General features: G+C 69.6%; 19 protein-coding genes. 13 read left to right on the top strand and 6 right to left on the bottom strand.

The genetic code is table 11. The annotated features are described in order from the left end of the window. Positions 1-51 precede the first annotated feature (51 nt). From BLS97_RS15450 to BLS97_RS15440, 3 genes are all read left to right on the top strand, one after another. The gene (locus tag BLS97_RS15450) at positions 52-2,418 is read left to right on the top strand and encodes an FdhF/YdeP family oxidoreductase (RefSeq protein ID WP_090477334.1); all 2,367 of its coding nucleotides are present in this window, start codon (positions 52-54) and stop codon (positions 2,416-2,418) included. Between the two features lie 69 nt (positions 2,419-2,487). Further along, the gene (locus BLS97_RS15445) at positions 2,488-3,306 is read left to right on the top strand and encodes an Fpg/Nei family DNA glycosylase (protein ID WP_090477332.1); all 819 of its coding nucleotides are present in this window, start codon (positions 2,488-2,490) and stop codon (positions 3,304-3,306) included. A gap of 27 nt (positions 3,307-3,333) precedes the next feature. Beyond that, entirely contained in the window at positions 3,334-3,897 is a 564-nt protein-coding gene (locus tag BLS97_RS15440; RefSeq protein WP_090477330.1) for a 2'-5' RNA ligase family protein, read from the top strand. Here BLS97_RS15440 and menB read toward each other — a convergent pair. Continuing rightward, entirely contained in the window at positions 3,876-4,742 is an 867-nt protein-coding gene (gene menB / locus BLS97_RS15435; protein WP_090477328.1) for a 1,4-dihydroxy-2-naphthoyl-CoA synthase, read from the bottom strand. The genes BLS97_RS15440 and menB overlap by 22 nt on opposite strands. Before the next feature lie 172 nt (positions 4,743-4,914). Between menB and BLS97_RS22950 the strand changes: the two genes are divergently transcribed. After that, complete coding sequence (locus BLS97_RS22950) at positions 4,915-5,664, top strand: GAF and ANTAR domain-containing protein (protein WP_172832285.1); 750 nt, start codon at positions 4,915-4,917, stop codon at positions 5,662-5,664. 13 nt (positions 5,665-5,677) lie between these two features. On the opposite strand, the gene BLS97_RS15420 is transcribed toward BLS97_RS22950, so the two are convergent. Genes BLS97_RS15420 through BLS97_RS15405 form a run of 4 tightly spaced genes read right to left on the bottom strand, consistent with a single transcriptional unit; the run spans position 5,678 to position 8,301 of the window. Continuing rightward, a complete protein-coding gene (locus BLS97_RS15420; RefSeq protein WP_197676200.1) occupies positions 5,678-6,034 on the bottom strand; it encodes a DUF3817 domain-containing protein in 357 nt (118 codons plus the stop codon). Beyond that, a complete protein-coding gene (locus BLS97_RS15415; RefSeq protein WP_090477322.1) occupies positions 6,024-6,575 on the bottom strand; it encodes a hypothetical protein in 552 nt (183 codons plus the stop codon). Before BLS97_RS15415 ends, BLS97_RS15420 begins: the two co-directional genes overlap by 11 nt. Positions 6,576-6,622: 47 nt before the next feature. After that, the gene (gene cofC / locus BLS97_RS15410; RefSeq protein WP_157695457.1) at positions 6,623-7,249 is read right to left on the bottom strand and encodes a 2-phospho-L-lactate guanylyltransferase; all 627 of its coding nucleotides are present in this window, start codon (positions 7,247-7,249) and stop codon (positions 6,623-6,625) included. Between the two features lie 41 nt (positions 7,250-7,290). Further along, complete coding sequence (locus BLS97_RS15405; protein ID WP_231988133.1) at positions 7,291-8,301, bottom strand: PPK2 family polyphosphate kinase; 1,011 nt, start codon at positions 8,299-8,301, stop codon at positions 7,291-7,293. A 198-nt stretch (positions 8,302-8,499) separates the two neighbouring features. Between BLS97_RS15405 and rocD the strand changes: the two genes are divergently transcribed. Next, positions 8,500-9,738, top strand: a complete 1,239-nt coding sequence (gene rocD, locus BLS97_RS15400) for an ornithine--oxo-acid transaminase (RefSeq protein ID WP_090477318.1) — start codon at positions 8,500-8,502, stop codon at positions 9,736-9,738. Between the two features lie 195 nt (positions 9,739-9,933). On the opposite strand, the gene zapE is transcribed toward rocD, so the two are convergent. Continuing rightward, positions 9,934-10,938 carry a cell division protein ZapE gene (gene zapE / locus BLS97_RS15395; protein WP_090477316.1) on the bottom strand — a complete coding sequence of 335 codons (1,005 nt, stop codon included), beginning with the start codon at positions 10,936-10,938 and terminating at the stop codon, positions 9,934-9,936. Positions 10,939-11,091: 153 nt separating this feature from the next. Between zapE and BLS97_RS15390 the strand changes: the two genes are divergently transcribed. The 8 genes from BLS97_RS15390 (at position 11,092) to BLS97_RS15355 (ending at position 20,507) form a co-directional block, all read left to right on the top strand. Next, on the top strand, positions 11,092-11,787 hold the full coding sequence (locus BLS97_RS15390; protein ID WP_157695456.1) for an SDR family oxidoreductase: 696 nt from the start codon (positions 11,092-11,094) through the stop codon (positions 11,785-11,787). After that, the gene (locus BLS97_RS15385) at positions 11,784-13,382 is read left to right on the top strand and encodes an alpha/beta hydrolase (protein ID WP_090477313.1); all 1,599 of its coding nucleotides are present in this window, start codon (positions 11,784-11,786) and stop codon (positions 13,380-13,382) included. The genes BLS97_RS15390 and BLS97_RS15385 overlap by 4 nt, the downstream gene beginning before the upstream one ends. Before the next feature lie 79 nt (positions 13,383-13,461). Further along, complete coding sequence (gene msrB, locus BLS97_RS15380; protein WP_090477311.1) at positions 13,462-13,890, top strand: peptide-methionine (R)-S-oxide reductase MsrB; 429 nt, start codon at positions 13,462-13,464, stop codon at positions 13,888-13,890. 113 nt (positions 13,891-14,003) lie between these two features. Further along, a complete protein-coding gene (locus BLS97_RS15375) occupies positions 14,004-14,618 on the top strand; it encodes a DUF3000 domain-containing protein (RefSeq protein WP_172832283.1) in 615 nt (204 codons plus the stop codon). A 312-nt stretch (positions 14,619-14,930) separates the two neighbouring features. Then, positions 14,931-15,491, top strand: coding sequence for a helix-turn-helix transcriptional regulator (locus BLS97_RS15370; RefSeq protein WP_090482332.1), 561 nt, complete (start codon positions 14,931-14,933; stop codon positions 15,489-15,491). 120 nt (positions 15,492-15,611) lie between these two features. Continuing rightward, positions 15,612-16,892, top strand: coding sequence for a ribonuclease D (locus tag BLS97_RS15365; RefSeq protein WP_090477308.1), 1,281 nt, complete (start codon positions 15,612-15,614; stop codon positions 16,890-16,892). A 226-nt stretch (positions 16,893-17,118) separates the two neighbouring features. Next, complete coding sequence (locus BLS97_RS15360; RefSeq protein ID WP_090477306.1) at positions 17,119-18,372, top strand: thiolase family protein; 1,254 nt, start codon at positions 17,119-17,121, stop codon at positions 18,370-18,372. Then, entirely contained in the window at positions 18,372-20,507 is a 2,136-nt protein-coding gene (locus BLS97_RS15355) for a 3-hydroxyacyl-CoA dehydrogenase NAD-binding domain-containing protein (protein WP_090477304.1), read from the top strand. Before BLS97_RS15360 ends, BLS97_RS15355 begins: the two co-directional genes overlap by 1 nt. Positions 20,508-20,628: the final 121 nt, after the last annotated feature.

The following is a 20,628-nucleotide window of genomic DNA, read 5'->3' as shown; positions in this document are numbered from 1 at the left end:
GCCGGACGTGAAGACCGGACGGTTTCACCCCACTGGCCAGGAGGCGTCAAGATGACCGCGGATGACTACAGCGAGACCGATCTGAGCATTCATCCCCAGAAGCACCAGGCCGCCGGGATGCCGGCCGTCGCGGTGACGATGAAACGGGCGATCGGCCACATGGGGGTCAAGCGCACGGCGCAGACCCTGCGGAAGCTGAACCAGGCCGAGGGCTTCGACTGCATGAGCTGCGCCTGGCCCGACCCGGACCCGGGGCACCGGCACGTCGCCGAATTCTGCGAGAACGGCGCCAAGGCCGTGGCCGAGGAGGCCACCACCGCCCGCGTGACGCCAGACTTCTTCGCGGCCAACAGCATCGCCGACCTGGACGCCCACTCCGAGTACTGGCTGGGCCAGCAGGGGCGGATCACCCACCCGATGATCAAACGTCCCGGAGCCGACCACTACACACCGCTGGACTGGGACGAGGCGTACCGGCTGATCGCCCGCGAACTGGATGGGTTGGAGAGCCCGGACGAGGCGGTCTTCTACACGTCGGGCCGGGCCTCGAACGAGGTGGCGTTCCTCTACCAGCTGTTCGTGCGGGCCTTCGGCACCAACAACCTGCCCGACTGCTCCAACATGTGCCACGAGTCGACCAGCATCGCGCTGGCCGAATCGATCGGGATCGGCAAGGCCAGCGTGAGCCTGGACGACGTGCACCACGCCGAGCTGATCGTGCTGGCCGGCCAGAATCCGGGCACGAATCACCCGCGGATGCTCTCGGCCCTGGAGATCGCGAAGCAGAACGGCGCCAAGATCCTGTCGATCAACCCGTTGAACGAGGCGGGTCTGACCCGATTCCGCAACCCGCAGACTCCGCGGGGCATCGCCGGCCCCGGCACGAAACTCTCGGACCTGCACCTGCCGATCAAGCTCAACGGCGACCTCGCCCTTTTCCAGGCGATGTCCTCCCTGCTGCTGGAATGGGACGCCGTCGACCACGACTTCATCGCCGCCTGCACCAACGGTTTCGTCGAATGGTCGGAGTTCGTCGCCGAGGTCGACTGGGACGTCGTCACCGAGCTCACCGGACTGACCAAAGCGCAGATCGTCGAGGCCACGCAACTACTGCGGGATTCGCACAAGACCGTCTTCTGCTGGGCCATGGGACTGACCCAGCACCGCAACGCGGTCGGCACCATCAAGGAGATCACCAACCTGGCCCTGCTGCAGGGCAACATCGGGAAGCCTGGGGCCGGGCTGTTGCCGGTCCGGGGCCATTCCAACGTCCAGGGCGACCGGACCATGGGCATCTGGGAGCGGCCGCCGGTGGCCTTCCTGGACGCCCTCCAGAAGGAGTTCGGCTTCAACCCGCCTCGGGAGAACGGGCTAGACACGGTCGACGCCATCCGCGCCATGCGGGACGGGAAGGCCCACTTCTTCCTGGGCCTGGGCGGCAACTTCGTCCAGGCCGCGCCGGACACCGAGGTGGTGGCGGCGGCCCTGCGGAATACCCGGATGACGGTGCACATCTCGACCAAGCTCAACCGGTCGCACCTCGTCTGCGGGGAAACCGCCCTGATCCTGCCGACCCTGGGTCGTACCGAGAAGGACGCACAGGCGTCCGGACCGCAGTGGATCTCGGTCGAGGATTCGACCTGCTCGGTCCACGCGTCCCGCGGGCCCCTCGCCCCGGCCGGTCCGCACCTGCGATCGGAAGTGCACATCATCAGCCGGATCGCCGAGGAGACCCTTGGGGATCGGTATGGAATCGACTGGAAGGACATGCGGGACAACTACAGTCACATCCGGCACCACATCGCCAAGGTGGTGCCCGGCTGCGAGAGCTACGAGGTGAACGCCCGCCGTCCCGGCGGTTTCATCCTGCCGCACCCGCCCCGTGACTCCCGCACCTTCCCGACCGCATCGGGCCTGGCCGAATTCGCCATCACCCCGATCGAGGCGCTGCAGGTGCCGGACCGTCATCTGATCCTGCAGACCATCCGGAGCCACGACCAGTTCAACACCACGATCTACGGGTTGTCCGATCGGTATCGCGGCATCGAGGGTGGCCGGCGCGTGGTGTTCATGCATCGTCTCGACATCGCCGAACTCGGCCTCGAGAACGGTGACCTGGTCGACCTGATGACCTACTGGGACCAGGACGACCGCGAGCGTCGGGCCGACCGGTTCCGGGTGGTCGAGTACGACACGCCCCGCGGGTGCGCCGCAGCCTACTATCCGGAGACGAACCCGTTGGTGCCGTTGGATTCGACTGCGCTGTCGAGCAACTGCCCGACCTCGAAGTCGATCATCGTCACGGCGCGACGCAGTCCCGCGGTCGGGATGGCGACGAACCACGGTGACGGTGGGCAGGACGAGGTCGGCAGCGACTGGGACCACAAGTCGACCCCGCAGCCGGTGCACCTGAGCTGACCGCGGTCGGTCCCCGGGGCCGGCCACCCGCGAGACCGACCGAGACCGCCGATCGGTCAGACTGTTCTCGTGCCCGAACTCCCCGAGGTCGAATCCGCCCGGTCCGTGATCGCCCGAGTCGCGCTCGGGCGCGTCATCGTCGATGTGGACGACACCGACACGTACGAATGCCGTCCGCATCGCCCGGGTGAGATCCGCACCGCGTTGCTCGGTCGCACCCTCACCGACGCCCACCGCCGGGGCAAGAGCATGTGGTGCGACACCTCCCCGGTCAACGGGTCCGCCGTGGCCGGACCGCCCCTGGGCATCCACCTGGGGATGTCCGGCAAGATCGTCGTCGCCGCATCGGACGGCACCGAGACCGACGGCGGCGACTACTGGGACCGCGGCCGCCAGCCCGGCGACCGACGCTACCTACGCTTCTCGTTGACCTTCGACGACGGTGGTTCGATGGCGCTCATCGATCCGCGCCGGCTCGGGCGCGTTCGGCTCGATCCGCTCATCGACCGTCTCGGCCCGGACGCCGGACTCATCACCCCGAGCCAGTTCCGGGCCGCGCTGGCCCGCGGGAGCGCGCCCGTCAAGGCTCGCCTGCTCGACCAGGAATCCATTGCCGGCATCGGGAACCTGCTGGCCGACCAGATCCTGTGGCAGGCCCGGATCAGCCCGGGGCGTTCGGTCCAGGACCTGTCGGCGGATGACATCAGCCGGCTGCTGCGGGCAGTACGGCAGGCGATCCGGGCCGCCGTCGCGGGCGGCGGCGTGCACACCCTGTCGGTGGTCCCGTTCCGCAAGCCGGGCGGTCGCTGCCCCCGGGACAACGCCCCGATGGTGCGCAGCACGGTCGGCGGCCGCACCACCTGGCGCTGTTCCCGCGAACAACCCTGATCCGCCGACCCCAGGCACCATGGAGTCATGGTGCAGTCGGTGGAGCTTCTGCTGGACCCGGCCTCCGAGGCCGCGGTCCGGGCCGAGTGGGATCGGCTGCTGGACGCGTCCCTGCCCAGCCTGGGCCGGCACACCGGTCCCGGCAACCGCCCCCACGTCACCCTGGCCGTCGCGAAAGTCATTGCTCCGCCTCAGGAGTCGGCGCTATCCGGAGTGGCCCAACCGATGCCGCTACCCGTCCTGCTCGGCGCGCCCCTGGTGTTCGGGGCCGGCCCGTTCGTGCTGGCCCGGTCGGTGGTGCCGTCGGTCGACCTGCTGACGTTCCAGGCCAGGGTGGTGACCTCGCTGGGCGACGCGGCCCGCCCGTTCGCGCACCAGCAAGGTCCCGGCCGGTGGACCGGCCACGTCACGCTGGCCCGGAAGCTCAGCGCGTCAGACTTGATGCTGGCGCTGGGCGTTCTCCGCCCGTTGCCCGTCATCGAGGCCACCGCGGTCAGCCTGCGCCGGTGGGACGGCGACGCCCGGATCGAGTGGACCGTTCGACCCGGCGCACCGAGTCAGGAGGCGACTCAGGCGCGCTTGGGGAACTGATCGAAGTCCGGTTTCCGCTTGGCCTTGAACGCTTCCCGGCCCTCCTGCGCCTCCGGTGAGCCGTAGAAGAGCAGGTTCGTGTCATGCGCGAGCTGCTGGATGCCCAGGTAGCCGTCCTCGGCCGCATGGAAGCTGGCCTTCATCAACCGGAGCGCGAACGGCGAGAGGGCCAGCATCTCCCGGCACCACTTCACCGTCTGCGTCTCCAACTCGGCCAACGGGACGACCGCGTTGATCAGGCCCATCTCCAGCGCCTGCTGCGCGTCGTACTGCCGGCACAGGAACCAGATCTCCTTGGCCTTCTTCAGCCCGACCAGTTGGGACAGGGAGCTGGCGCCCAGGCCTCCGTCGAACGATCCGACCTTCGGCCCGACCTGGCCGAAACGGGCGTTGTCGGCCGCGATCGTGAGATCGCAGACGACATGTAGGACGTGGCCGCCGCCGATCGCGTACCCGGCCACCATCGCGATGATCGGCTTCGGCAGGCGGCGCATCTGCACGTGCAGGTCGGTGACGTGGAAGCGGCCGACCGACTTGTTCTCCTCCAGGTAGCCGGTGTCACCACGGACCCGCTGGTCGCCGCCGGAACAGAAGGCCCGGGTGCCCTGCCCGGTGAGGATGATGACGCCGACCCGCTCGTCCTCCCTGGCCTCCACCAGGGCGGCGGAGATCTCGATCAGCGTCTGCGGCCGAAAAGCGTTGTGCACCTCGGGCCGGCAGATGGTGATCTTGGCGATACCGTCGGCCGTCGTCTCGTAGCTGATGTCCTCGTACGAGCCGGACGCCGACCAGATCGTCGGTTCTTCGGCCGGGTCCACCGGGACCGCTGGATTCTCTGATGCCATGTCGCGTCGTCCTTCCGACCGTATCGCCGTTGTCGGCTGCCTGCACATTAACGGCCTCCGGCCCGGGCGCCGGACGGACTCGGTTCCCACACCGGACGCGCGTCCCGAACTTCGCCCGATTGGGTCCCCGGGTGCGGTGCGCTCGAGGGCCCGCGCGCGTCATAATTCCTGTGTGACACCCGAGGAGCTGACCGACGATCCCAGTACTGCGCCGTTCGACGATCCCCTGGACGCGGCGCAGTGGTTCTCCAACACCGCCCGTGTGTTGACCGAGACCCGCGGCCGCGAGGCGACCCTCCAGCGGGTGGTGGAACTGGCCCGGGACGTGGTGGGGGTCGACCTGGCCGCCGTGGTGACCCTCGATCGGGAGAATCGCCCCACGCTGCTGGCCGCGACCGACGACTGCGTCGCCGAGAAGATCGTCCATGCCCAACGTGTGGCCGGCGCCGGGCCGACCTGGGAGGCGTTGCTGGGCAACAAGACCGTGGTCGCCGACGACCTGACGCTCGACCAGCGGTGGCCGGTGTACCGCGACGCCCTCCTGGCCGATACCGAGGTGCGGAGCGTCATGACCTTCTGCCTGCTGGTCGGCGATCGGCCGCATGGCGCGCTGGCCCTGTACAGCAAGCACCCGAACGCCTTCGGCGAACGGGAACAGCGGCTCGGCGCCATCTACGCCGACCACGCCGCGTTCGCGCTCAGTGAGGCGTCAGAGGCCGACCACGCGGCGAACCTGCAGACGGCGCTGAGCACCAGCCGGACGATCGGCGCTGCCCTCGGCATCCTGATGGAGCGTCACCACGTCACCGCGGACGAGGCGTTCGCCATGCTCCGACGGGAATCCCAGCACAGCAACCGCAAGTTGTCCGACGTGGCCGAGACGGTCGTCCAGACCGGGGAATTCCCGCCTCCGGCGTCCTAGCCGTCCCCGGGGCTCACACCTTCTGGCGCGCAACGACCTTCCGATGGACGATGCGCTCGGCCACGAACGAGACACCGGGGATCACGCCGGCCAGCAGGACGCCGAGCGTGCCGACCAGTGACCAGCGGTCCTTGTAGGCGAGGTCGAAGGCCAGGAGCACGTAGCCGATGTACAAGACACCGTGGATCGGCCCCCAGATCGCGACTGCCTGGTCGACCCCGAATCCGTAGCGCAGCACGATGGCGATGCACAGCACGATCAGCGCGTAGCCGACGATGAAGGCGGCGATCCGGTAGCGGGCGAGGGCGCCGGCCACCTTCGGCGGCATGGCCGGTGCAGCCGGATTTGCGGATACGGGTTCAGCGGGCACGTCTTCGGTCCTTTTCGGCCAGGTCGGCCAGCGCACGGTTGTACGCGGCCAGTTCCGGATCTTGTTCTGGGTTCTCGTCGCCGACCGTCGAGACGGCCACCGTCCGGCCGCGGGACGGCGTACGCCGTGCGGACGCGACCGGAGCCGCCGGGATGGCGGAGGCGACGGGCGGGACATCGTCGTCCGGCGCGGCCGAGCCTACGTCGGACGGTGTGTGGTCGGTCTGCGTGGCCGGCGTGGCCTCAAAGGAATCGTCCGGCGTTCCGGTCGTCCGGGGCTCGCCGCCGGCGGCGATCCGGGTCAGCTCGGCGTCGTCCTCTTCGTCCTTGAGCACTTCCAACTGCAGGAACCGCACCCACATGTAGATGAAGGCGGCGGCGAAGATCGGCCACAGCACGGCGTAGCCGAGATTCTGGACGGTCCCGGTCGCTTCGTGTGTCCGATCCCACTGCCACCAGCCGAGGCGTAGACACACCAGAACGGCCAGGAACACCAGGAGATGCCCGACGAACCAGCCAGGTCGCAGGAATCTCCGGTACACGCTCCGACGGTAACACCGCACCGGTCGGACGGCACCGAGCCGGCTTCTCAGTCCGGCTCGCCGACCAGGGCCATCCGGCGAAGCACGTCGCGCGTCCGCGGACCGGGCGTGCCGGAGAGGTCGGCCGCGGTGTCCACGTCCATGCGCAGGCCGGACGTCGGCGGCAGCTCGATCGGCACGGCGCCGGCCCGCAGGTGCCGGTGGTAGGAGTCGGTCCCGTAGGCGGGCGTCAAGGACGTGGGATCGAACGCGGCCAGCAGCGTGGTGCCGATCCCTTCGTGGTCGGCGACCACGGCGAACCGATGGGCGGCCGACAATCGCAGCGCCTCCGACAATTCCTCGGTCCGCAATGCGGGCAGGTCGCCCGGCAGCACCGCCACCGGCGCTCGCTTGTCCGCACCGAGCAGGACGCCGAGGCCGTCGAGGATGGATTCGTTGAGGCCGCGGACCTGTGTCACGTGGACGGTGACGCCGGACAGGTCGGCCAGCGCGGCCCCGTCGACCGGGTCCTCGACGACGGCCAGCACGGTCCCGCACCCTCGCGCCGCGTCGACCGTGTCCTGGGCCATGGCCAGGGCCAGATCGCGCCGGTCGGACGCCGGCACGTCGATCCGGCTCTTGCCGCGGGCGGACGCCTTGAGCGGCACGATGATTCTCCAGCGAGGCGATGTCACCGATGCATTGTGCCGCGACCGTCCGGCGCGCCGGAGGGCGGTCACGACTCGGCCAGAAGCCGCCTCTCGGTGTCGATGTCGAAATCGGCCGGCGGGTACTGGGGGTCGAGTTCGCGAAGGGCCTCCAGCAGCAGCGAGGCGATGGCCCAGTTCCGGTACCACTTGCGATCGGACGGGATGACAAACCACGGTGCGCCGACCGTGTTGCACCGCCGCAGGGCATCCGCGTATGCCTCCTGGTAGGACACCCAGAAGGCTCGCTCGACCAGGTCACCCGGGTTGTACTTCCAGTACTTGGTCGGGTCGTCGAGCCGGGCGGCCAGTCGTTCCCGCTGGGTGTCCTTGGAGATGTGCAGGAAGCACTTGACGATCACGGTTCCCTCGCGGACCAGCTTCCGCTCGAAGGCGTTGATCTGCGCGTACCGCTTCGACCAGACCTCCTTGGGCACCAGGTCGTGCACCCGGACGACCAGCACGTCCTCGTACTGCGATCGATTGAACACGCCGATCTGGCCGGCCAGCGGGACCTGGTTGTGGATCCGCCACAGGAAGTCGTGGCCGCGCTCGACGGCGGTCGGCTTCTTGAACGAGGTGAGATGCACCCCGGCCGGATTGACCAGCCCGAGAACGTGTTTGACCACGCCGTCCTTGCCGGAGGTGTCCATGCCCTGCAGGATCAGCAGGATCCGACGACGGCCGCCCCGAATGGACTCGGCGACCAGGCGTTCCTGCAGTCCGGCCAGTTCGGGGGCCAGTTCGGCCATCATCGCGGCGGCTTCCCGCTTGTTGCGCGGCCCGACCGGGGTGCCTCCCGTCTTGATCGCCGTCAGGTCGACCGTCCCGCTCGGCAGCGACAATGCCTTGCCGGTGCTGTCCTGCGGGACCGTCATGTGTTCGACGACGTCGGTTCGGCCGACCGGCTGGCGCCCCCGGCCCTTCTTGGCCGTGGCCTTGGCGGACTTCTGGGCGGAGTTCCGGCGCCGGATCGGATCGGGCCCGTCCGGCTTGCTCTTCTTGTCGGCCTTGCGATCAGAGTGCTTGTCCCTCGCCATGAACCACCTTCCCATGGAGGACGCCGGATCGCCGGTCAGCCACACCGTCACGGTCAGTCTCTTGCGTGGACGCACAACGTTGTGCTCGGTGAGCGGGCGAACCTGCATGAATCCGGGCGGACGGCGGTCAGCCGCCCCCTGATGCGACCGACGCGCCGCCCGTAGTCTTGGTCCACCCCGAACCCGACAGAAGAGAGCATCACCGTGAGCAGCGCCCCCACCAGTCGTGATCCCGAGTTCTACCTGGACCTGGACAACACCTGGTGCACCCACAACTACCACCCGCTGCCCGTCGTCATCGCCGAGGCGAAGGGTGCGTGGGTCGTCGACGTGACCGGCCGCCGATACCTGGACATGCTGGCCGGGTACTCGGCGTTGAACTTCGGGCACGGGCATCCGGCCCTGATCGCCGCGGCCAAGGAGCAACTGGATCGGGTCACCCTGACCTCCCGTGCGTTTCACCACGACCAGCTGGGCCTGTTCTGCAAGGAACTCGCCGAACTGACCGGCACCGAGATGGTGCTACCGATGAACTCCGGCGCCGAGGCCGTCGAGGCCGCCCTGAAGGTCGCCCGCAAGTGGGCTTACACCGTCAAGGGGGTGCCCGAGAACCAGGCCCAGATCATCACGGCGGGCGGCAACTTCCACGGCCGGACCATTTCCATCATCTCCTTCTCCGACGATCCGGTGGCCACCGCCGACTACGGCCCCTACACCCCCGGTTTCGTCGGCGTGAAGTACGGGGATCTGGAGGCCCTGACCGCGGCGATCACGCCCCACACGGCCGCGATCCTGCTCGAACCGATCCAGGGCGAGGCCGGGGTGCTGGTCCCGCCGCCGGGCTACCTGGCCGAGGTGCGGCGGCTCTGCGACGAGCACAACGTGCTGTTCATCGCCGACGAGATCCAGTCCGGCCTTGGGCGCACCGGGGCCCTGCTGGCTCTCGATCACGAGGGGGTCCGCGCCGACCTCTACACGCTGGGCAAGGCGCTCGGCGGCGGCATCATGCCGGTGTCGGCGGTGGTCGGGAAGAAGTCGGTCCTCGGCGTCCTGCAGCCGGGCCAGCACGGCTCGACGTTCGGCGGCAACCCGCTCGCCTGCGCCATCGGCCGAGCCGTGATCAAGCTGCTGTCCACCGGCGAGATGCAGGCAAGGGCAGCCGAACTGGGAGCCCACCTGCACGAGCGGTTGAACGCGATGGTCGGGCACGGCGTGGCCGAAGTGCGCGGCCGCGGTCTGTGGGCCGGCGTCCAGCTGTCCCCGGAGGTCGGGGCGGGCCGGGCGATCAGCGAGGAGATGGCCCGCCGCGGCATCCTGATCAAGGAAACCCACGAGACCACACTGCGTTTCGCGCCGCCGATCGTGATCACCCGGGAGGAACTGGACCACGCCGTCGACACCCTGGCCGCCGTCATCGGCGAGATGCGCTCGGCCTGACGCCGCCGGCTACCGTTCCGCTCCGGCTGCCGTTCCGCTCCGGCTACCGTTCCGCTCCGGCTGCCGTTCCGCGCATACCGAACTGCCCGGCGCTGATCAGATTGCCCATTGGCCGGCCGCACCGGTCGGAAATGGTCACCAATGTCTGCGCCGGGCAGTTTTGTATGCGCCGGGCGTGGTGGCCGTGGCCGAACGTCAGGCGCGACCGTCGCGGGCCAGGGCGAGCAGGCGGGACGTGGCCCGCAGGTACTTCTTGCGGTAGCCCCCGCGCAGCATCTCCGGGGTGAACAGCTCGTCGAGCGGCACCCCCGACGAACGGACCGGGATGCTGCGGTCGTAGAGGCGGTCGATCAGCACCACCCACCGCAGCGCGGCGCTCTGGTCGGCCAGCGGACGGACCCCGGAGACATGCACGGCGGCCACCCCTTCCACCAGCGCGCCGTAGGTCGACGGATGCAGAGTGGCGAGCTTGGCGGTGAGCGCGTCGAAGGAGTCGAGGGTCGCGCCCGCCGTGTGGCCGGCGACCGCCAGCAACGCCGTGTCCGACGAGGGCTTCGGCGCTTCCGCCAACCCGGTATGACGGAAGTCAGGACCCTCCACCCGCAACGTGGTGAACCGGTCCGACAGTTTGGAGATCTCCCGCTTGAAGTCCTCGGCCGCGAACCGGCCCTCCCCCAGCTTGTCGGGCAGCGTGTTCGACGTGGCGGCCAGGAAGACGCCGGCGTCGGACAGCTCGCCGAGCAACCTGGTCATCAACATGGTGTCGCCCGGGTCGTCGAGTTCGAACTCGTCGACGGCCAGCAGCCGGTGACCGGACAGCCGCTTCACCGCCTCGGCGAACCCGAGGGCGCCGACCAGGTTCGTGTACTCGACGAACGTCCCGTAGGCCTTGGGCCCGGGGACGGCGTGCCAGAGCGAGGCGAGCAGGTGGGTCTTGCCGACGCCGAATCCGCCATCGAGGTAAACCCCGGCCGAGACCGGGTCGGCCGACCGCCGGAAGCGGCCCTTCTTCGGCGGATTGGTGATCGACCCGGCCATCGTCTCGAGGGCGGACAGCGCCGCCGCCTGTGACTTCTCGGACGGATCGGGCCGGTAGGTGCTGAATCGGACGTCGCCGAAACGCGGTGGCGGCACCAGTCCCTCGATGAGCTGACCGGGGCTGACGAACGGCGTCGCGTCGACGAGATGATCCAGGGACACACCAGCACAGTAGGTGCTGGATCGGCGCTCACCCGGCCCACGAAGGGCAACCGTGCTGGTGGTCACAGGCGGCGGTCACCGGCCAGCAAGGATCCGGGTTACCGGGTCCGTCGCCGGACCGGCCGCCGTCCGCCGTCCCCTACCATCGGGCGCATGGCCGCACCCGAGGACCCGCGCCGGTCCACCGTCGTCGTGGCCGGAGGGACCGGCTTCATCGGACGGATCATCACCCGCGCCCTGCTGGCCGACGGACACGATGTCGTCGTCCCGTCCCGCTCCGCTGGCTCTCTGCAGGCCCTGGCGCTTGACGACGCCGACGGCCGGCTGTCGACGTTGCTGGTCACCGGTGATCACCCGCACCACGAAGCCGGCCGCCGGCTCCTCGCGGACGGCCGGCGGGTCGACGCGGTGGTGGCCGCGTTGGGCGGCTGGTCGATCGGCGGACCCTTGATCGAGGCGACCGATGCACAGTGGGCGGCCGCCCTGCGGGACCACCTGACCAGCCACTTCGAAGCGATGCAGGCCTATGTCCCGCTGCTGCAGGACGCGGCCGACCCGACCTACGTCACCCTCAACGGCGCCGCGGCCGTCACCCCGATGGCCGGTTCCGGGGCGATCTCGGTGACCGGCGCGGCCCAGCACATGCTGACCGCGGTGATGCGGGCCGAACCGATCGGCCGCCGGGTCCGCTTCCACGAACTGAGCCTGTTGGCCGCCGTCGCCGGCGACGATCGCAACCTCGACCCCGAGTCACAGATCAGTCCGGCCCAGATCGCGACGGCCGTGCACGGATTGCTCGCCGACCCCGCCAGCGAGCCGTACGTGAGCATCGGCGCGGACGGCGCATGAGACGCGTCCGGCCCCACCGACCGGCCGCCCGACGTCGAACGGCCGTCCTGGCCCTGACCGCCGCGGTCACCACGTTGGTCGCCGGATGCACCGTCGGGCCGTCCACCCGCCCGCCGCTGGCCACCTCCGGTGCCGACGGCGCAGCCGCGGTGCCGCAGTCGACGGCCAGCACCATGCCGACGGGGCCGGGCGGACCCGGCCGGGCCTCTGACCCGATCAGCTGGTCGTCGTGCGACCCGCAGATCCAGACCCGATCCAGCGGGAGGACCTTTCATCTGTCCTGCGCCCAGGTCCAGGTACCGAAGTCGTACTCGGCGGCCGACTCGGGCACGTTCGTGGTCTCGGTGGCCCGCGCTACGACCGACTCCACCCCGGCCGCCGCGCCGCCGCTGGTCGTCATCGAGGACGAAGCCGGCCGGAACGGCACGCATCAGATCGCTACCGTGGCCGGTCAACTGCCGGCCGAGATCCTTCAGCACTTCGCGGTGATCGTGGTGGACATCCGTGGAACCGGGGATTCGGTTCCGATCGACTGCGTCAGCGGAGCCAACTCGGCCGACCTGCTCTCCCTCGGAGCGGACCCGACGACGTCGGTGGCGGGAACGTTGCTGGCGGATCTGTCCCGTCAGCTCACCTTCGACTGCGGGGACCTGGTCGGGCCTGATCTGTCGGACTACTCGAGCATCTCGGCGGCCGACGACCTGGACACGGTGCGGGCCGCCCTCGGAGCCGACAAGATCGCCCTGCTCGGTCGTGGCTTCGGCGCGACCCTGGGCGCGGTGTACGCCAACCGGTATCCCGGCCGGGTCGGCGCGGCCGTGCTGGACGGTCCGTCCGATCCGTCGCTGACCCCGGACAAGCAGGCGACGCTCCAGGCCGCGGCCCTGCAGCAGGCCCTCACGTCCTTCACCTCCGCCTGCGCCACGTTCACCGGGGGCTGTCCCCTCGGATCCGATCCGGCGAAGGCCGTCACGTCGCTGGTAGCCGACCTGGGCGACGTCGGCGCTCCCACGTCCGACCATCAGGAGATCACCGGGGGCAGCGTCCTGCTGCTGCTCACCCAACAGCTCGGCGACCCGTCCGGCTGGCCGGCGCTGGCCAGCGCGTTGGCGGACGCGAGGAAGCAGCAGTACGACGCGATCGCCGAGTTGTTGCTGGCCCCGCTCGGGGCCGACAACCCGCAGGAACAGCAGGCCGGCCGCCTGGTCTACCAGTGCAACGACACCGCGCAACGGCTGAGTGGGGCCGCCCTGACGACGGCGGCCAACGCCGCGAGGGCGGCGGCGCCGCTTTTCGGTCCGTTCCTGACCGGTCTGGTCGGAGTCTGCGGGTCGTGGCCGGCCCCGGATACCGCCCTCGGCCCGGTCACGGCCACCGGGGCGGCGCCGATCCTGATCGTCGGGTCGGTCGACGACCCGGTCTCCCCGTTCACCGGAGTCCGCTCGCTCACCGCACAGATGGACTCGGCGACCCTGCTGACCTGGCAGTCCGGCACCCACGGGGGCTATCTGGCCAGCAAGTGCGTCACATCCGCGGCCGACGCCTACCTGCTCCGGGGAACGATGCCGGCCACCGGCATGCTCTGCCCGCCGTGACCGCCGATGCCCTGGCCGTCATGGATCGGTAATGCCAGGTCCGGACGCCAGAACGTGCGCCGAAGGTACCGTTGCAGGCATGAGTGCACCGCAGAAAGTGACCAAGTCCGACGCACAGTGGAAGGCCGAGCTCACCCCGGCCGAGTATCGCGTACTTCGTGAGTCCGGCACCGAGCGCGCCTTCACCGGCGAGTACACCGACACCACGACTACGGGCGTGTACTCGTGCCGCGCCTGCGGCGCCGAGTTGTTCCGTTCCGACGCGAAGTTCCCGTCGCACTGCGGCTGGCCGAGCTTCTACGCACCGACCGATGCCGACCACGTCCGCCTGGTGACCGACCGCAGTTTCGGGACGGTCCGTACCGAAGCCCGCTGCGCGAGTTGCGATTCACACCTCGGGCACGTCTTCACCGGCGAGGGTTACCCGACGCCGACCGACGAGCGGTGGTGCATCAACTCGATCGCCCTGCGGTTGGAACCGACCGGGCCGGAACCCGCCGGCCGGTGACCGCAACCGGCGGGTGACCGAGCCATGGGCCGGACAACCTCCTGGTCTCAAGTTGGCCACGCAGCGGCGTGGGAGCCGGAGGCCTGTCGGTGCCCGGTCGTAGGGTCCCGACCATGACCACCTCGGCCGATCCGACGCCCACCGAAGCGATAGACCCGGCGCCGACCGCACCGGCCGCGTTCCGGGCCGCGCTGGAGTCGCTGGCCCTGGTGGCCACCCGCCCGGAGATCGAGATCGGCGAACTGCCGGCTCCGACCAGACTTGCACCCTGGAGTCACGCACTGTCGGCGGAGGTTGTGTGGGGTGGCGACCGACCGGAGTCTGCTTCTGGGCGTTTGGTACTGCTGCATAACCCGGATGGCGTAGCTGCCTGGGATGGCACGCTTCGGATCGTAATCTTCCTTACGGCCGAAGTTGACGACGAGATCGCCCGTGATCCCCTGTTACCCGACGTCGCGTGGAGTTGGCTCACCGACTGTCTCGAACTCTCCGGCGCCGGTTACACCGCTCTGGGCGGGACCGTCACGTCCACCTCGTCGACTCGGTTCGGCGACATCGCGGGGCCCGGCCGGACCGATGACCTGGAGATACGTGCTTCGTGGACGGCGACCGACACCCAGACCGGACTCCATTTGGTGGCCTTCACGGAGCTGCTGGCCATCGCTGCGGGACTGCCGCCGGAGGGGGTGGCGTCCATCGGACGGCCCGGTTCCACGAACGTACGCTAGCCTTGATTACTGATCGTCAACATTGAGCACATCGTGTGCTTGACCATCAGCCGACGTTGGGCAGAGACTGGAGCTGTGCCGAGCGCGCGGCCGACGATCAGCCGGACGCCACCGCCAACGGCCGATGACCGACCTCTCGAGGTCTCGACGACAGGGTGATATGTGCAGTTCAGAACCGATCCATCCGACTCGGGAGGCAGCCAAGTGAATTCGTCAACGCTCAGTGCCGATCAGAATTCGATGCGCCGCGCCGACGAACTGCCCATTGGGGCGGGCCCTCTGCCCACCCAACGGTCACCTCTCCGCGACTCGATGACTAGTTCGCTCCGCACGGCCACAGTGTTACTTGTCGACCCGGACCGCGCGACGCGTGAGGCGCTGCAGGCCGGATTGATCGAGGTGGGCATCGGACGAGTCATCCCGGCCACCTCCCTCGCGGCTGTCGAAGAACTGGCCGAACGTGGCGTCGTGGGCGATCTTGCCCTGATCAGCCTGCTCACCGGACACGACGCCGGTCGCATCATCAACATCCTGCGGACGTCAGGCTGGGCCCGCGTGCTGGCCCTCGCTCCGACGGCCGACATCGGCCCGGTGATCGACGCGGTCGGCGCCGGTGTCAACGGTGTCCTGATCGGACGGCGGGCCAATCCGGCCGCCGCCAACATCCCGAGTTCGATCCATGACCTGTCCTCCCGGGAGATCGAAGTGATCCGGCTGGTCGCCGATGGACGATCGAACAAGTGGATCGGCGACGAGTTGAACCTGTCGGCACTCACGGTGAAGAGCCATCTGGCCCGGATCGGCCGGAAGCTGGGCACCGGGGACCGGGCGCACATGGTGGCCCTGGCCATGCGCGCCGGCGTCATCTCCTGACCCGAGGCCGCGCGTCCTGAAGAACCACTGGCTGAACACGACCCGCCCGACGACCCCGGTGCGCTCCACGATGGCGCCGGTGTTGTCGGGCGGCGTGTCGTTGTCGGGCAGACTGGTGCCGTGACCACCACCTCTGCCGCCGACGGCGTCGCTCTCGACCGCGAGCCCGACGATGCCCCCGACGACGGAGCCACACCCGTCGACACGCCCGTCATCACCCCGTTGCTGGTCCCGCGGGACGGGCATATCGAACCGGTGGTCGACCCGCTCCGGCTGGCCGAGTGGGCCCGCAGGCTCAGCCTCACCTCCTCTCCGGTCGCGCTCGACGCCGAACGGGCTTCCGGCTATCGGTACGGCTCCCGGGCGTACCTGGTCCAGCTGCGGCGCCCCGACGTCGGCACCATCCTGTTCGACCCCATCGCGCTGGGCGATCTCGCCGTTCTCGACCAGCCGCTGGCCGGCTCGGAATGGGTCCTGCACGCGGCCAGCCAGGATCTGCCCTGCCTGGCCGAGATCGGCATGCGCCCCCGGACGCTGTTCGACACCGAACTGGCCGGACGCCTCGCCGGGCTGCCCCGGGTCGGACTCGGACCGCTGGTCGAGCAGATGCTCGGGCTCGGCCTGGCCAAGGGACACGGTGCGGCCGACTGGTCGACCCGGCCGTTGCCGGCAGCCTGGCTCACCTACGCGGCCCTGGACGTCGAGGTCCTGATCGAACTGCGTGACGCGATGGAACAGTTGCTGGCCTCGCAGGGCAAGCTCGAGTGGGCCCGCGAAGAGTTCGCGGCCATCGTCGCCGCTCCGCCGACCCCGCCCCGCGTCGATCCCTGGCGCCGGACGTCGGGCATCCACAAGCTGCGCGACCCGAGGGTGCTGGCCATCGTCCGCGAACTCTGGATCACTCGGGACACTCTGGCCCGCCGCCGCGACCTGGCGCCGCATCGGGTCCTGCCGGACACCGCCATCGTGGCGGCGGCCTCGGCCAAGCCGACGTCGATCGACGCTCTGGTCGCCATGCCGGTCTTCACCGGCCGGGTGCAGCGTCGGCAGGCTGGTACGTGGTGGGATGCCATCCGGCGGGCGATGGCTCTCCCCGCCTCCGAGCTGCCACCGCCCGTCCTCGCCGGTGACGGCCCCCCGCCGCCGGCGAAGTGGGCGCTCAAGGACCCGAAGGCGGCCGCCCGCCTGACCGCCGCGCGCACGGCCCTGGCCGGCATCGCCGAGCGGGTGTCCATGCCGGTCGAGAACCTGATCTCCCCGGACCTGGTCCGCCGGACCATGTGGTCCCCCCCGGCCGGCGAGGAAGTCGCCGAAGCGCTGCGGGCCGGTGGGGCGCGGCCGTGGCAGATCGAGTTGACCGGCGCCGCGCTCCGCACCGCGCTGGACGCTCCGACCGCCTGACCAGCGGGCCTGACCTGGGCAATCGACCTCGGTGGACGCTACCCGGACGGTCCGACCCCATAAGTTACCGGCCAGTAGGGTTTCCGGTAGCATGCTGGAACCGACACCGGCGCCGCTCACATCGCACCTGCACTCGCCCTGACGAGCCGCCGCCGCGTCGACCGACCGCGCAGTCGGCGGCCCCGCCCCGGCGGGTCGCCCCTGAGCCGAATGACAGGGAGCACTGGTGGCAGCACAACAGTCAACGGCAGGAAGGCAACGGACCTTGCGGGACGTCGTCTTCGTCGAGGGCGTTCGCACTCCGTTCGGCCGCGCCGGCGAGAAGGGCCAGTACGCCCAAACCCGGGCCGACGACATGGTCGTGAAGGTGATTCGCGAGCTGATGCGACGTCACCCTGAGCTGCCGCCCGAGCGCGTCGACGAGGTGGCCATCGCCGCCGCGACCCAGACCGGTGACCAGGGCCTGACCATCGGCCGCACCACGGCCATGCTGGCCGGCCTGCCCCGTTCGGTCCCCGGATTCGCCATCGACCGGATGTGCGCCGGCGCGATGACCGCGGTCACCGCCATGGCCGGCGGAATCGTCGCCGGTGGGTACGACGTGGTGATCGCGGGCGGCGTCGAGCACATGGGTCATCACCCGATGGGCGCCGGCGCCGACCCGAACCCGCGGTTCGTGGCCGACCGGCTGGTCGACCCGTCCGCGCTGAACATGGGCAACACCGCCGAGAACCTGCACGACAAGTACCCGCAGCTGACCAAGGACCGGGCCGACGCCTACGCCGTGCACAGCCAGGACAAGTACGCCGCGGCATTGGCCGCCGGAAACATCACGCCCGACCTGGTGCCGGTGGCCACCCGGTCGGTCGAGCTGGGCTGGGGTCTGGCCACGGCCGACGAGCTCGCCCGGCCCGGCACCACACTCGAGGCCCTGGACGCCCTGCGCACGCCGTTCCGTCCCCACGGGCGGGTCAGCGCCGGCAACTCCTCCGGATTGACCGACGGCGCCACCGCCTGCCTGCTGGTCGCGTCCGACGTGGCAGAAGAACTCGGCCTGCCGGTGCGGATGCGGATGGTCTCCTTCGCGTTCGCCGGCGTACCGGCCGAGACGATGGGTGACGGGCCGATCCCGGCGACCGAGAAGGCCCTGCACAAAGCAGGTCTGAGCATCGACGACATCGGCATCATCGAGATCAACGAAGCCTTCGCCGTCCAGGTGCTGGCCTTCACCGATCACTTCGGACTGCCCGACGACGACCCGAGGATCAACCCCTACGGCGGCGCCATCGCCATGGGTCATCCACTGGCATCCTCGGGGGTGCGGCTGATGACCCAGCTGGCACGGGAGTTCGCGCAACGTCCCGACGTGCAGTACGGACTCACCACCATGTGCGTCGGGCTGGGCATGGGCGGCACCGTCATCTGGGAGAACCCGCACTACCGGGCCGAGAACACCTCGCCAACAGGAGAGACGAACTGATGAGCAGCGTCGTGTCCGAGAAGACTTCGTCCGAACGGCGCCCCGCGTCGGCGGTACCGGAAGAAGTGGTCACCCACGCCCACCTGCGGCTGATCGCGGTGCCCGACGTCGCCGGGACGGTCGCCGTGATCACCCTGGACAACGGACTGGATCACACGCGCCCGTCCACCTTCGGCCCGCAGGGCATCGCCTCCCTGAACGCTGCCCTGGACGGCGCGTTTGCGGCGCAGCCGTCGGCCGTCGTCGTCACCGGCAAACCGTTCGTCTTCGCCGTCGGGGCCGATCTGTCCCAGATCGCCACCATCACCGATCGCGAGACAGCCCGCCAGACCGGCATTCTCGGACACTCCACGTTCAAGCGGCTGCGCGACTCAACGGTTCCGACCTTCGCGTTCGTCAACGGGGCATCGATCGGTGGTGGCGTGGAACTCGCCCTGGCCTGCCACTACCGCACCATGGCGGCCAACGCACCGATGATGGCCCTGTCCGAGTGTTTTCTGGGCATCCTGCCCGGGTGGGGCGGCACGCAGTTCCTCCCGCGGATCGTCGGGCCGGAGAACGCCGTCACCGTGATCGTCGACAACGCGTTGAACCAGAACCACATGATGCGTCCGAAGGAGGCCCTTTCCCTCGGTGTGGTCGACGTGGTGCTGGACGCCGCGGACTATCTCGAGCAGTCCTTCAACTGGATGGCCGACGTCCTGGCCGGCCGGGTCGTGGTGCCGCGCAAGGACTATTCCCGTCCGGAGTTCGACGCCGAGTGGACGTCGGCCCTGGAGAGAGGACGGATGATCGCCGACCTGCGGACCCATGGGGCCGCGCCGGCGCCGTACCGGGCCCTCGAGCTGATCGCGTTGTCCCGCACCACGGATCTGGCCACCGGCCTCGCCGCGGAGGCCGAAGGTCTGGCCGATCTGGTGGTATCGCAGGAATTCCGGGCCGGCCTCTACTCGTTCAACCTGACCCAGAAGCGGGCGCGCAAACCGGCCGGCGCTCCCGACCCGAGCCTGGCCCGGGCCGTCACGAAGGTCGGGGTGATCGGGGCGGGCCTGATGGCCGGCCAGATCGCCCTCCTGTTCGCTCAGCGTCTGCACGTGCCGGTGGTGCTCACCGACGTCGACCAGGCACGGCTGGACAAGGGCGTCGCCGGCGTGCACCGCAAGATCGCCGACCGGGCCGCCCAGCGCAAGATGACCCCGGACGAGGCCAACCGATTGACCGCGTTGGTCACCGGGTCCCTTGACTACCAAGCATTCTCGGATGCCGATTTCGTCATCGAGGCGGTCTTCGAGGAACTCGGCGCGAAGAAGGAGGTCTTCGCCCGCCTGGAGCAGGTGATCCCCGCCGACGCGGTGCTGGCCACCAACACCTCGTCGCTGTCGATCACCGCGATGTCGGCCGACCTGCAGCACCCGGAGCGGGTGATCGGTTTCCACTTCTTCAACCCGATCTCGGTGATGCCGCTGCTGGAGATCGTCCGGACCGCCGCGACGTCGGACGGCACCGCGGCGACCGCCCTGTCGGTGGCCAAGACGCTGAAGAAGGGCCCGATCTTCACCTCCGACTCCCCCGCCTTCGTCGTGAACCGGCTGCTGACCCGCTTCATGGGCGAGATCATCGCGGCCATCGACGAAGGCACCGACCCGGCGGTCGCCGACGCCGCGCTGGCCCCGCTCGGGCTGCCGATGACCCCGATCATGCTGCTGCAACTGGTCGGCCCGGCGGTGGCCCTGCACGTCACCGAGACTCTGCACGAGGCCTTTCCCGACCGGTTCACCGTCAGCGAGAACCTGCGGCGCATCGTCGACGCGGGCGCCCGTACGTTGGTGTCCTGGACCGAGACCGGCCAGCAGATCCTGGATCCGGACATCGCCGCACTCTGGCAACAGGGTTCCTCGCCCTCGACCGGCGAGCAGGTGCGGGACCGGGCGTTGGCCGCACTGGCCCAGGAGGCCCGGCTGATGCTGGACGGGAAGGTCGTCGCGGCAGCCGCTGACGTCGATCTGGCCCTGCTCACCGGAGCCGGCTGGCCGTTCTGGCTCGGCGGGATCACGCCCTACCTGGACCGGGAGGGGGTGTCGGACAAGGTGACCGGGCGACGATTCAACCCGCCGGGGGTGTCCACCCTCCCGTAAGGTCCACCCGCACCGCTACCTCCGCCAGGAGTGTGGTCAACTCGGATCTCCGGTCGGTCGGCCACCGTCGCCGGCCCCGACCGGCAGCAACTCAGCGACAGCCCGCACGAGAAGACAAAGG

The organism is Nakamurella panacisegetis (genome assembly GCF_900104535.1).
GTDB lineage: Bacteria > Actinomycetota > Actinomycetes > Mycobacteriales > Nakamurellaceae > Nakamurella > Nakamurella panacisegetis.
This window is presented reverse-complemented; position numbering and strand designations above follow the sequence as displayed.